Annotated in this window: 8 protein-coding genes; 7 read left to right on the top strand and 1 reads right to left on the bottom strand. The window is 72.0% G+C overall.

The genetic code is table 11. The features are described from left to right. The first annotated feature begins 35 nt into the window (after positions 1 to 35). From D452_RS0111245 to D452_RS0111225, 5 genes are all read left to right on the top strand, one after another. The gene (locus tag D452_RS0111245) at positions 36 to 689 is read left to right on the top strand and encodes a hypothetical protein (protein WP_017544248.1); all 654 of its coding nucleotides are present in this window, start codon (positions 36 to 38) and stop codon (positions 687 to 689) included. A 142-nt stretch (positions 690 to 831) separates the two neighbouring features. Further along, entirely contained in the window at positions 832 to 1,128 is a 297-nt protein-coding gene (locus tag D452_RS0111240) for a WXG100 family type VII secretion target (protein WP_017544247.1), read from the top strand. Positions 1,129 to 1,330: 202 nt separating this feature from the next. Next, positions 1,331 to 5,731 (top strand): FtsK/SpoIIIE domain-containing protein, encoded by a 4,401-nt coding sequence (locus tag D452_RS0111235; protein WP_017544246.1) that lies wholly within the window; start codon positions 1,331 to 1,333, stop codon positions 5,729 to 5,731. A 167-nt stretch (positions 5,732 to 5,898) separates the two neighbouring features. After that, a complete protein-coding gene (locus D452_RS0111230; RefSeq protein ID WP_017544245.1) occupies positions 5,899 to 7,536 on the top strand; it encodes a serine/threonine-protein kinase in 1,638 nt (545 codons plus the stop codon). An 11-nt stretch (positions 7,537 to 7,547) separates the two neighbouring features. Next, positions 7,548 to 7,949 carry a hypothetical protein gene (locus D452_RS0111225; RefSeq protein ID WP_017544244.1) on the top strand — a complete coding sequence of 134 codons (402 nt, stop codon included), beginning with the start codon at positions 7,548 to 7,550 and terminating at the stop codon, positions 7,947 to 7,949. Positions 7,950 to 8,031: 82 nt separating this feature from the next. Here the strand turns inward: D452_RS0111225 and D452_RS0111220 are convergent, their stop codons facing one another. After that, positions 8,032 to 8,706 (bottom strand): hypothetical protein, encoded by a 675-nt coding sequence (locus D452_RS0111220; protein ID WP_017544243.1) that lies wholly within the window; start codon positions 8,704 to 8,706, stop codon positions 8,032 to 8,034. A gap of 227 nt (positions 8,707 to 8,933) precedes the next feature. Between D452_RS0111220 and D452_RS0111215 the strand changes: the two genes are divergently transcribed. Both D452_RS0111215 and scpA read left to right on the top strand, forming a co-directional pair. Next, complete coding sequence (locus D452_RS0111215) at positions 8,934 to 10,898, top strand: methylmalonyl-CoA mutase family protein (protein WP_017544242.1); 1,965 nt, start codon at positions 8,934 to 8,936, stop codon at positions 10,896 to 10,898. Next, entirely contained in the window at positions 10,895 to 13,132 is a 2,238-nt protein-coding gene (gene scpA / locus D452_RS0111210) for a methylmalonyl-CoA mutase (protein WP_017544241.1), read from the top strand. The genes D452_RS0111215 and scpA overlap by 4 nt, the downstream gene beginning before the upstream one ends. The last annotated feature ends 12 nt before the right edge of the window (positions 13,133 to 13,144 follow it).

Here is a 13,144-nt window from a genome sequence, read left to right as displayed (position 1 = left end):
AGCCATACCCGCCCGCACGAGGAGAACCGACCGCCATGCCCTACCTGTTCGAGGAGGACGTCCCGAAGCGGGACATCCTGTTCGACTACGCGCTTCCGGAAGGCTGGAAGCAGTACGACCTGTCCGGCGACTCGCTCGCCGAGATGCGCGCCAAGGTCCTGGAGGCGTACGGGAACCGGCCGGAGGAGGCGGAGGCGCTCAACGAGCTGATCGCCGACATGTCCAGGGTGACCGACGAGGCGACCGGGTCCGGGCTGATCTCGGCCGCCGGGACCTTCGAGGAGTACGACGACGGGTTCTTCATGGCGACCGTCTGCGTGTTCGCCTTCCCCGCGGGCAAGGGCCCGCACGCCATCGACCCGCTGCGCCTGGTCGACTACGTCTACCAGGATTCGGCCACGGCGCGCGAGGGGACGTGGCTGAACAAGACCGTCGTCGACCTGACCGAGTCCGGGCTGGGGCAGTGCGGTCGTATCTACGGTGTCACGGACTACGACACCGACGAGGCGATCCTGCGCACGGTGGCCATGCACACGGCCATGGAGTACCCGGGCCTGGACAAGCGGATCCTGGTCAGCTGCACCAGCCCCAACTCCCGCGAGGTCGACGAGGTCCTGGACCTCTTCGACGCGATCACCGGCTCGGCTCGGTTCTGGGAGCGCGACGTCCCCCCGGCCGAGGACACCTGAGTCTGCGCCGACCGGTGCAGGTCGGCGGGTTCCGGGGTGAACCATCACCCGCGAACACGTATCAGCCACAATGAGCACAGAAGGGCTCCCGGGCCCCGGCCGGACGCGGCCGCCCCGAGAGCACACACACGAGGAGAGACACATGCCCGCGTACAACGTCGACAGTGACAAGACAGAGGAGACCTCGGGCTCCCTCACCCAGGAGTTCAACGAGTTCACCGAGCGTCTCCAGTCCATCAAGAACAAGGTCGACGCGCTGATCTCGGACGGCTACAGCACCCCCGCCGCGGAGAAGCACTTCCGCCCGTTCTTCGAGGACTTCAACAGCGGCTTCGAGGACGTCAACAAGGGCCTTGAGGGCATCGCCAAGTACCTCAAGCAGGTCGGCACCACCTTCAGCGAGACCGACGAGAAGCTCGGCGAGGGCCTCAAGGGCTGACGGCCCCGAGCCGCCCCGACCCCCGCGCTCCTCGCGGGCTCCCGCCCCGCACCGAGCAGCCCCGCCCCGCACGCCCGCGCCGGACCCCACGCCCCCTTCCGGCTCCCGCGCGGGCGCGGGGCGCGACGCGCGGCCCCACCGACCGCCGCGTCGGCAGACGTGACCCGCCCCTGACGGCAGAGACCCGGAAGCAGTCCCCACCGTGCGCCTTCTCTTCACCGCGACTCCAGCCACCGGCCCGTCCGTGGACGGACCGAACGGCTTTGGCCCCGTCGCCTCCTCCCCCCTGCGGCTGGACATGCTCGTCGACGCCGACCCCAGCGCCACGGTGCGCCAGCTCACCGAGGTCGTGGACCCGGTGGTCCGGACGATGCCGCGCGTCGACGGCCAGGAGGTCCCGCTCTACGTCGGTGACCGGCGCGTCGATCCGTCAGTGTCCCTCGCTGACGCCGGGATCCTGGACGGGTCGGTCATCGGTGTGGGCGGACCCGCCGAGGTCAAGGCGGAACCCCCGGGCGTGGTGGAGGTCCGGGTGGTCTCCGGCCCCGACGCCGGGCGGGTCGTCCGGCTCGACCCGGGCGACTACGTGGTCGGCGACCACGAGAGCGCCGTGCTCGTCGTCGACGCGGACGGCCACTGGGCGCGGATCCGCGTGTCCCCTGACGGCACCGTCACCATCACGGGTACCAGCAGCGGGCCGGGCACTTACCTGGAGCGCGACGAGGTCGCCCCGAACACCGCGTGGCCGCAGGGGGAGCAGCTCACCCTGGGCGGGACCCTCTTCGAGGCGTGGCCCAACCACCGGCCCGACGCCTCCGTCGTCACCTCCGAGGACGGCACCGGCCTGGACTACAACCGTCCGCCCCGTCTGCACCCCGCGCCCACCAAGACCAAGTTCAAGCTGCCCACCCCGCCCGAGCCGCCGGACAAGCCGATCGCCCAGCTGCTCATGATGATCCTGATGCCGATCACCATGGCGGTCGGCGGCGCGCTCATCATGAACCGCCCCCAGATGCTCCTCATCGGTCTGCTGGCGCCCGTCTCCGTGCTGTTCATGCAGTTGATGCAGCGCAGGACCACCAAGGCCCGCTACGAGAAGCAGCTGCGCGAGTTCGAGGAGAAGACGGAACGGGTCACCAGGGACGCCCGTGACGCCCTCGTCTCCGCGCAGCGGCGCCTGCGCGACACCTGTCCCGACCCGGCGGCGGTCCTGCTGCTGTCCACCGGCCCGCGTTCCCGCCTGTGGGAGCGCCGCAAGATCGACGAGGACTTCACCCAACTGCGCGTGGGCACCGGCAGCATCCCCTCCGAGGTGGTCCTCATGGACCCCACCAAGGACGACCACCGCAAGGAGGTCACCTGGGACATGCGGGACGTGCCGGTGAGCGTGTCGGTCAGGGACAACGGCGTCGTGGGCGTGGCCGGGACCGGCGAGGGCGCCCACGCCCTGGAACGCTGGCTGGTCGCCCAGCTCGTCGCCCTGCACAGCCCCGCCGAGCTCCAGCTGTACCTGCTGTCCATGGAGGGCGACCACACCCGCTGGCGGTGGACCCGCTACGTGCCGCACCTGCGCGGGGACCTGCCCCAGCTCTCGCTGGGCCGGATCGGCATCGACGCCACCACGTGCGCCCGCCGCGTCTCCGAACTCCTGATGATCCTGGAGGCGCGGGCCAAGGCCACGCGCGGGGCCGTCGACGACGAGCCCGCGATCGTGGTCGTCCTCGACGGCGCCCGCCGGATCCGCTCGCTCCCCGGGGTCGTCCAGCTGCTGCGTGAGGGTCCCGAGGTCGGCATCCACGTCCTGTGCCTGGACGCGGAGGAGCGGCTGCTCCCCGAGGAGTGCCGGGCCGTCGTCAGCATCACCCCGCACGGGATGCGTCTGCGCCGGACCTCCTTCGACAACGTCGAGGACGTGCGCGCCGACGTCCCCTCCGCCGCCTGGGCGGACCGGCTCGGGCGGGCCCTGGCCCCGCTGCGGGACAGCAGCGTCGGCGAGTCCGGCGGGTCCCTGCCGCGCAGCGCGCGCCTGCTCGACGTGATCGGCCTGGAACCGCCCAACGGCGACGCCATCGCGGCCCACTGGGCGAGCGGCGGCCGGAGCACGGTCGCCACTCTCGGCGTCGGCCTGGACGGCCCGTTCGCCGTCGACATCCGGCGGGACGGCCCCCACGCGCTCATCGCGGGCACGACGGGTTCCGGCAAGTCCGAACTCCTCCAGACACTGGTGGCGTCGCTGGCGGCTGTGAACCGCCCCGAGTCGATGTCGTTCGTGCTGGTCGACTACAAGGGCGGCAGCGCGTTCAAGGACTGCGTGGACCTGCCGCACACCGTCGGCATGGTCACCGACCTGGACACCCACCTGGTGGGACGCGCCCTGGTCTCGCTCGGCGCGGAGCTGCACCGCCGCGAGCACATCCTGGCCAAGGCCGGAGCGAAGGACATCGAGGACTACCTCGAACTCCTGGACCGCGACCCCCGCATGCCGCAGATGCCCCGGCTGATGCTGGTCATCGACGAGTTCGCGTCCATGGCGCGCGAGCTGCCGGACTTCGTCAAGGGCCTGGTCAACATCGCCCAGCGCGGCCGCTCGCTCGGCATCCACCTGGTGCTGGCCACCCAGCGTCCCGGCGGCGTGGTCACCAACGACATCCGCGCCAACACCAACCTGCGGATCGCGCTGCGGATGACCGACGAGACCGAGAGCCGCGACGTCATCGACGCCGCGGAGTCCGCCCACATCGGGATCGACACCCCCGGACGCGCCTACGCCCGGCTCGGCCACGCCTCGCTCCTGCCGTTCCAGTCGGGTCGGGTGGGCGGCCGCAGGGTCGTGGCCGTGGAGAACGCCTCCGCCCCCGTCGCCCACGCGGTGAAGTGGTCGGACCTGGCACTTCCCGCACCGATCGCCGCCAAGGAGAGCCAGCAGAGCGGCGACGTGGAGGCCACCGACCTCACGGCGTTGGTCGCGGCCGTCCGGGAGGCCACCGAGCAGGTCGGCGCGCGGCGTCAGCCGAGCCCCTGGCTGGAGGCGCTGCCCACGTCGCTGACCCTGTCGACGCTCCTGCGGGGGCGGCCCCCGCAGGCGGAGCCCGGGGTCGTGCGCCCGGTGCCGATCGGCCTCATCGACGTCCCGGCGCAGCAGCGCCAGATGCCGTACACGTTCGACCTGGCCAGAACCGGACACCTGCACATCATGGGGTCGGGCCGCACCGGCCGCTCCCAGACACTGCGCACCCTCGCCGCCTCCCTCGCACTGGGCCACCACCCCGACGACGTGCACATGTACGGCCTGGACTGCGGCAACGGCGCCCTTCTGCCCATGGAGAGGCTGCCGCACTGCGGGGCGGTCGCCCAACGCACCCAGGGCGACCGTGTCGTGCGCCTGCTGGGGCTGCTCGGAGAGGAGCTGGACCGCCGGCAGAAGCTGCTCGCGGCGCACGGCTGCGCCGACCTGGAGGAGCTCCGGGCCAAGCTGCCGGGCCAGGAGCGACCGGCCCACATCGTGCTCTTCATCGACCGCCTGGACGCCTTCGAGCAGGCCTTCGGCGAGTACAACTACGGCGCACTGGTCGAGGACGTCACCACCCTGATGAGGGACGGTGCGGGCGTGGGCGTCCACGTGGTCGCCACCGGTGACCGCCTGCTGACGCGCACGAAGTACTCCTCCACCACGGAGGACCTGCTGGTCCTGCGCTGCAACGACAGCGGAGACTACGGTTCGGCCGGGCTCCAGGCCCGCGCGCTGCCCGAGGAGGTCCCGGACGGCCGGGCCTTCCGCGCGGGCGACGCGTTGGAGGTCCAGATCGCGCTGCTGACGAAGAACCCGCAGGGCGCGGCCCAGGGCGCCGAGCTCGCGCGCATCGCCGAGTTCGTCTCCCAGCGCCAGCCCGGCGGCGGCCCGCGGCCGTTCCGCGTCGACGTCCTGCCGGACCAGCTGACCTTCGCTGACATGTCCCGCTACCGGACCCGGCCTCCCCGACCGCTGCACGCCCTGATCGGGGTCGGAGGCAACGAACTCACCGCCGTCACCGCGGACCTGTCGCGGATCCCGACCTTCCTCGTGAGCGGTCCGCCCCAGTCCGGGCGGTCCAGCATGCTCACGACCATGGCCGCGTCCCTGCTGGAGGGAGGGACGGAGCTGCTGCTCGTGACCCCGAGGGGGTCACGCCTGGCCGACCTGCGCAACGAGCGCGGGGTGCGGGCCGTCATCGACGCCGCCGAACCGAGGCTGTCGCAGCTGCACGAGGCGCTCGGGCGCTTCGAGGCGGACACGGCGGTCGTGGTGATCGACGACGCCGAACTGCTGCTCCAGAGCGACCTCGGCAAGGAGTTCACGCGGATCGCACGCGGCATGGTGGGCGCGGGCTGGGGCATCGTCGCGGCGGGTACCAACGAGGCGCTCCAGGGCGGCTTCAACGGCTGGCACGTCCACCTCAAGCGCAACCGGATCGGTGCGCTGCTCTCTCCGCAGAGCCAGGCCGACGGCGAGGTCCTGGGACTGCGCCTGCCCAAGGGGGTGTCCAGCCCGAGGCTCACCCCGGGGACCGCCTACCTGCACCTGGGTGACGGCAGGGTCCAGCAGGTGAGGGTGCCGATGCCGTGACCCGCCGGAGCCGGGGTGTGACGACAGATACCTTGTGCGCGAGGTTTGAGGCGCTAGTATCCACCTACTCCCCTTGGTCCCACTTGTCCTCCCTGTTCTCGGTGGGCGCCTGACCCCGCTGCCAGAGTCAACCGTCCCACCCGTATGCCGATCAGGATCTGTTCCCAGTGAACCCAACCCCCTCAGCCGTCTCACTTCCCGTCACCGCCACCGACCTGACCTCCACCGACCCCGCGAGGATCGGCCCCTACCAGCCCCTCAAACGCCTGGGGGCGGGGGGCATGGGCGTCGTGTACGCGGCCCGGACCGCCAGCGGCGAGCTGGTCGCGGTCAAACTCATCCACCCCGAGTACGCGGCGGACGAGGAGTTCCGGGCGCGCTTCACGCGTGAGGTCGACCTGCTCCGCAGGGTGGGCGGCGCGTGCGCGGTGCCCCTGCTGGACGCCGACACCGGGGCCGAGCGGCCCTGGCTGGTCACCCCGTTGGTGCGGGGCATGACGCTCAGCGCCTACATGCGCAAGCACGGAGCCCTCGACGAACAGCTGCTGATCGGCCTCGCGGCGGGGGTCGCCGAGGCACTGGCCCAGATCCACGAGGCGGGTATCGCGCACCGCGATCTCAAACCCGCCAACATCGTCCTGTCGCCCGAGGGCCCCCGCGTCCTCGACTTCGGAGTGGCCCGGGCCGTGGACCAGACCGCGCTCACCCGGACCGGATCGGTCATGGGCTCGCCCGGGTGGATCAGCCCCGACCACTACCAGGGCAAGCCCGCCAGCACCGCCGACGACATCTTCGCCTGGGGCGCCCTGGTGACCTACGCGGCCACCGGACGGCCGCCCTTCGGCAGCGGGGACCCGGCCGCCATCGCCCACCGGGTGATCAGCGGGGAACCGGACACCGAGGGGTTCACCGGTCCGCTGGCCGACCTCGCGCGGCAAGCGCTCCAGAAGGAGGGCGCCCAGCGGCCGACGGCCCTGCAACTGGTCTCGGAGATGGTGTCCGTGACCCACCCCGGGCGGTCCTTCGCGCCGGTGGCCTCGGCCGAGGCCGCTGGCAGTGTGATGGGCGCCCTGGTCGACAACAACTGGCACGGCGTGCAGACCGCACCCGAACGCGAGTTCGCGGTGAAGACCGGGGGCGCGGGCGCTGGCAGGGCCCTGGCCCTGGCCGGCGCGGTCCTGGGTGCCCTTCTGCTGATCGCCGGACTCGGGTTCGGGGGTGTGGCCCTGGCCAACAACTGGGACTCCCTGCCCGTCGCCGCGTGGTTCTCCGGAGGCGAGGACGACGAGGGCGGGGACACCGCGAAGGAGAGCTCCGACGAGGAGCAGAGGCGTCCCGGCCCGGTCGGCAAGGAGCCCACGGAGGAGGCCTCGCCCTCGGACGAGCCCTCAGAGGAGGCCGGCGGCGAGGACGACGAGGACGACGCTGACGACGAGGGCGAGGAGGACGGTGGTTCGACCACCACCATGGCCACGGTCGGCGCCGGGGTGAGCGCCTCGGGATCGCGCCCGGCCGGTGACCACGTGGTGGCCTTCCAGCCCGCGGGCGGATCCGGCCAGTACGCGGTGGTCGACGGCGCCACGGTGGTGTGCGCGTGGAGCTTCTGCCAGGAGCAGGGAGGCGGAGTGGCCGACGGCGCCGCCGGAACGGTCTCCTCCAGCCCCGGCGCCCTGACCGGCTACGTCAACTCCGGAAGCCGCACGGTCTCGGCCGAGGTCACCTACACCGAGAGCGGCGGCACCGTCACCATCACCCGACTCGTGGAGCACCACAAGACCAGCGGTAGCGGAACCCCGCCCTGGTAGGAGGAGCACAAGTGCTGAAGTCTCTCACCCGCCGGATCTCCTGCGGGCTCACCGTCGTCCTGGTCGCGGCCCTCGCCAGCCCGGCCCCGGCCTCCGCCGCCTCCTACAGCGGGGAGTGCGGGAGCGGGTACGGGGTGGTGAACTCGGCCTCCGTCCCCGGGGGCACGGTCCACCTGGCCTACAACAACTCCAATGGCAGGAACTGCGTCGTCGTGACCCGGTCCAGCCCCGGTTCCGCAATGAACATGGACGCGTCCCTCAAGCGCTCCGACTCCACCTCGTGGAAGACCGACCCGGGCAGCTTCACCACCTACGCCGGTCCGGTGTACCTGGACGCCGCGGGTCACTGCGTGGACTGGGGCGGTTCGATCGGCGGCGAGTGGGTCGTGCGCAACGGCACCAACTGCGGCTGACACCGCGAGGAACGCGAGGGGCCCCGCCGAACAGCGTGTTCGGCGGGGCCCCTCGCGCGTCCCGGTGCTCCGGGGCGTCGGGTCAGACCCGGTAGAACGAGAAGGAGCCGTACTGGGAGATGCTGACCTCCCACTCGGTGACGTCACCGGTCTCCTCGTCCAGGCTCTGGCACAGGAAGGGAGCCTCGCCGCCGGTCTCACCGCGCTCGACGTCGGAGTCCATGTCGCAGAGCACGAGCTCGGACTCGGCGCTCACCCGGAGGCTGTCCTCGACGACCTCGCGAACGAGCGGCCCCTCGGGCATGTCCCACTCGTAGTTGATCAGGATGCCCGAGGAACTGATGTCGATCGAGTACTCGAACTCCTCGTCCAGGAAGGTCACCGTGCAGGTGACGGACTCCCCCTCCTCACCGGCGATCTCGGGGCAGGTGGAGGTGGCGTCGGGATCGGTCACGGAGGCGAAGGTGGAGATCCGCTCCAGGGCCTCCCAGGCGATGCGGTCCCCCAGGGGAGCGGAGGCGTCGGGCTCGGCGGGCAGGTCCGTCTCCGGGTCGATCTCGGGTGCCTCGTCGGGGATGGGGCCCTGGTTGAACGAGGAGGCGTCCACCTCGACCGCCTCCTCCTCGACCTCCTCGACGGCGGCCGTGTCGGGCTGGGCGGGCTCGGGGTCGTCGCCGCCACAGGCGGCGAGTGCGAGGGCGGAGCCGGCGGCGACGAGGCCGAGGGCGACACGGTGGCGGCGGGTGGAGTTCAGCATGGGACATCCTGTCGGGAGAGCGGGTTGGGGTATCCGCTTGGGTCCCTGACCGGGGCTTTTGGTTCTGGAGCGGGCCCATGTGTGGCGTATGTCATATTCTGGGGCTGATGTGGCCCGTGCGTTTGGCGTTGGCCAACCCGCAGGTCAGAACGGGGGAGGTCGAACCTGTGCCGAGCACCACACCCCGGCTCGCCGGAACCGAACGCGGTTCTCTACCATCTCGAAGTATGGACGTCCCTGAGAGCGGGGCCGCCGGTACCGCGGCCCCCAACCTGGCCGAGGGCTTCCCGGCGGCCACACGTGAGCGGTGGCGCGAACTCGTCGCCGGAGTGCTGCGCAAGAGCGGCGTCGCGGAGGAACGGCTCGCCGACACCCCCGAGTCCGTCCTGGCCACGCACGGCTACGACGGGTTCGACATCCAACCCCTCTACACCTCCGACCCGCCCGCCGCGGACCCCGGCTATCCCGGGCTGGCACCCTTCACGCGCGGCTACCGACCGGGCGGAGGCGTGGCCGGAGGGTGGGACATCCGGGCCCGGCACACCGACGCCGACCCCGCCGAGCTGCGCCGCCGCATGCACAACGACCTCATGAACGGTGTGAGCTCGCTGTGGGTGGCCGTGGGCGCCGACACCGGCCCCGAAGCCGCCGAGCCCGGCGGGGTCCCCCTCTCCCGCCTGGGTGAGGCCCTCGCCGACGTCTACCTCGACCTCGCCCCCGTGGTGCTGTCCGCGCCCGGCCCCCACGCACTCGACGCCGCCACCGCCCTGCTCAGGGCGCACGCCGACGCCGAGGTCCCCGACGGCCGGGTCATCTCCCACCTCGGCCTGGACCCGTTGAGCACGGCGGCCCTGACCGGTGAGCGCCCCGACGTGGCCGACGCGGCCCGCTTCGCCGCGGAACACGCCGCCCACCGCCCCGGGCTGGGCCTGTTCGTCGCCGACGGCACGCTCGTCCACGACGCGGGCGGCTCCGACGCCCAGGAGATCGGTTCCGCTGTCGCCGCCGGGACCGCCTACCTGCGTGCCCTCACCGACGCCGGGCTGGACCTGGCCGACGCCGCCCGCCGGATCGAGTTCCGGCTCGCCGCGAACGCCGACCAGTTCTCCGTCATCGCCAAGCTCCGCGCCGTCCGCGCCATGTGGAACCAGGTGCTGGAGGCCTCCGGGGTGCCCGCCGACCAGCGTGGCATGAGCCTGCACGCCACCACCTCGAACGCCATGCTCACCCGGCGCGACCCGCATGTGAACATGCTCCGCACCACCGTGGCCTGCTTCGCCGCCGGGGTGGGCGGTGCCGACGCGGTCACCGTCGCGCCCTTCGACTCCGCCGTGGGCCTGCCCGACGACTTCGCCCGCCGCATCGCGCGCAACACCCAGTCGCTCCTCATCGAGGAGTCGCACCTCGCCCGGGTCGTCGACCCGGCCGGGGGCTCCTTCTACGTCGAGGCCCTCACCCGGGACCTCTACGGCGCCGGATGGGCCTTCTTCCAGGAACTGGAGCGCGCCGGAGGCATCGGCGCGGCGATCGCGCACGGTGAACTCCGCACGGCCGTGGACCAGGTGTGGGAACGCCGTCGCCACGACCTCGCCCGCCGCACGGCGCCGCTCACCGGGGTCAGCGAGTTTCCCGACCCGCACGAGAAGCCCCTGGTCCGCGCCCCCGACCCCGCGCGCCCCGCACCGGACCACAGAGGCTTCTCGGTCCGCCGCTACGCCCAGGACTACGAGAGCCTGCGCGACCGCTCCGACGCCCACACCGCCGCGACCGGCCACCGTCCCGGCGCGTTCCTGGTCACCCTCGGGCCCGTCGCCGCGCACACCGCGCGCGCCTCCTTCACCACCAACCTCCTCGCCGCCGGGGGCATCGAGGCCGAGGACCCGGGGCCGATCGACGACGCGGCCTCGGCCGCGCGCGCCTTCGCGGACTCCGGCAGCCGGGTCGCGGTGATCTGCTCCTCGGACCGGCTCTACGGTGAACACGCCGAGGACGTCGCGCGCGCGCTCAAGGGGGTCGGGGCCCGCCGCGTCCTGCTCGCCGGGACGCCGCGCGACTCCTACCGGGAGGCCGGGGTGGACGCCTTCGCCCACAAGGGCTGTGACGCCGTCGCCCTGCTCACCGACCTGGTCGACGTGATCCTCACCGACCCGCCGACCGCCGCGAACGACTCCACCCAGGGGGCGAGGACATGATCCCCGACTTCTCCACCGTCGACCCCCGTCTCCCCGCCTTCACCGGCGCCGACCAGGGCGCGGCCGACTGGCGGCGCGCCCTGGAGGACACCACCGGCAAGGCCGCGGACGCCCTGGAGTGGGAGACCCCCGAGGGCATCGGGGTCAGGCCGCTCTACACGCCCGCCGACCGCGAGGGCCTGGACTTCGTGGACGGCCTCCCGGGCGTCCCGCCGTACCTGCGCGGGCCCTACCCGACCATGTACGTGAACCAGCCGTGGACCATCCGCCAGTACGCGGGCTTCTCCACCGCCCAGGAGTCCAACGCCTTCTACCGCCGCAACCTCGCCGCCGGGCAGAAGGGCCTCTCGGTCGCCTTCGACCTGGCCACCCACCGCGGCTACGACTCCGACCACCCCCGGGTCGCCGGCGACGTCGGCATGGCGGGCGTGGCCATCGACTCCATCTACGACATGCGCCAGCTGTTCGACGGCATCCCGTTGGACCGGATGAGCGTGTCCATGACCATGAACGGCGCGGTGCTGCCCGTCCTGGCGCTGTACATCGTCGCCGCCGAGGAGCAGGGTGTGTCCCCCGAGAAGCTGTCGGGGACCATCCAGAACGACATCCTCAAGGAGTTCATGGTCCGCAACACCTACATCTATCCGCCGCAGCCGTCGATGCGGATCATCTCCGACATCTTCGCCTTCACCTCGCAGCGGATGCCGCGCTTCAACTCCATCTCCATCTCCGGCTACCACATGCAGGAGGCCGGGGCCACGGCTGACCTGGAGCTGGCGTACACCCTCGCCGACGGGGTGGAGTACATCCGGGCGGGTCAGAAGTCCGGGTTGGACGTGGACGCGTTCGCGCCCCGGCTGTCGTTCTTCTGGGCGATCGGGATGAACTTCTTCATGGAGGTCGCCAAGCTGCGCGCGGCCCGCCTGCTGTGGGCCCGCCTGGTCAAGGACCTGGGTGCGGCCAAGGACAAGTCACTGAGCCTGCGCACCCACTCCCAGACCTCCGGCTGGTCCCTCACCGCGCAGGACGTGTTCAACAACGTCGCGCGCACCTGCGTGGAGGCCATGGCCGCCACCCAGGGCCACACGCAGTCGCTGCACACCAACGCCCTGGACGAGGCGCTCGCCCTGCCCACGGACTTCTCCGCGCGCATCGCCCGCAACACCCAGCTGCTGTTGCAGCAGGAGTCGGGCACCACCCGCGTGGTGGACCCCTGGGGCGGCAGCTACTACGTGGAGAGGCTCACCCAGCAGCTCGCGGAGAAGGCGTGGGCGCACATCCAGGAGGTCGAGAAGGCCGGGGGCATGGCCGCCGCGATCGACGCGGGGCTGCCCAAGATGCGCATTGAGGAGGCGGCCGCCCGAACCCAGGCGCGCATCGACTCGGGGCGGCAGCCGGTGATCGGGGTCAACAAGTACCGGCCCGACACGGCGGACGAGATCGACGTCCTCAAGGTCGAGAACTCCAGGGTCCGCACCGAGCAGCTGGACAAGCTCCGGCGCCTGCGCGAGGAGCGCGACGACCAGGAGGTGCGCGCGGCTTTGGACGCCCTCACCGAGGCGGCGGGACGGGAGTCCAGGGCGGACGAGTCCCTCACGAACAACCTGCTCGCGGCCGCCGTCGACGCGGCCCGCGCGAAGGCGACGGTCGGGGAGATCTCCGACGCCATGGAGAAGGTCTTCAACCGCCACTCCGGCCAGATCCGTACGATTCAGGGTGTGTACAGGAACGAGGCGGCCGGTAGCTCCGACGCGGCCGGACTGATGGATCGGGTGACCGCCCGGGTCGACGAGTTCGCCGAGGCCGAGGGACGCCGTCCCCGCATCCTCGTGGCGAAGATGGGCCAGGACGGCCACGACCGGGGGCAGAAGGTGATCGCGACCGCCTTCGCCGACCTCGGCTTCGACGTGGACGTGGGCCCGCTGTTCCAGACCCCGGCGGAGGTCGCTGTCCAGGCGGTGGAGGCCGACGTACACGTGGTCGGCGTCTCCTCCCTGGCCGCCGGACACCTCACCCTGGTGCCAGCGCTGCGCGAGGAACTGGCCGCCCTCGACCGCGAGGACATCATGATCGTGGTGGGCGGGGTGATCCCGCCCGGCGACTTCGACGATCTCCGCGCCGCCGGGGCGTCGGCGATCTTCCCCCCCGGAACGGTGATCGCGGAGGCCGCGATCGACCTCCTCGACCAGCTGGAGGATCGGCTGGACCCGGAGGGCGCGGGGCGCCGGGGGTAGCTGTTCAGCGCG

The sequence above is a fragment of the Nocardiopsis prasina DSM 43845 genome, from assembly GCF_000341265.1.
GTDB classification, from domain to species: Bacteria; Actinomycetota; Actinomycetes; order Streptosporangiales; family Streptosporangiaceae; genus Nocardiopsis; species Nocardiopsis prasina.
Note: the sequence above shows the minus strand (reverse complement) of the source record. Positions and strands in the feature narration are given on the sequence as shown.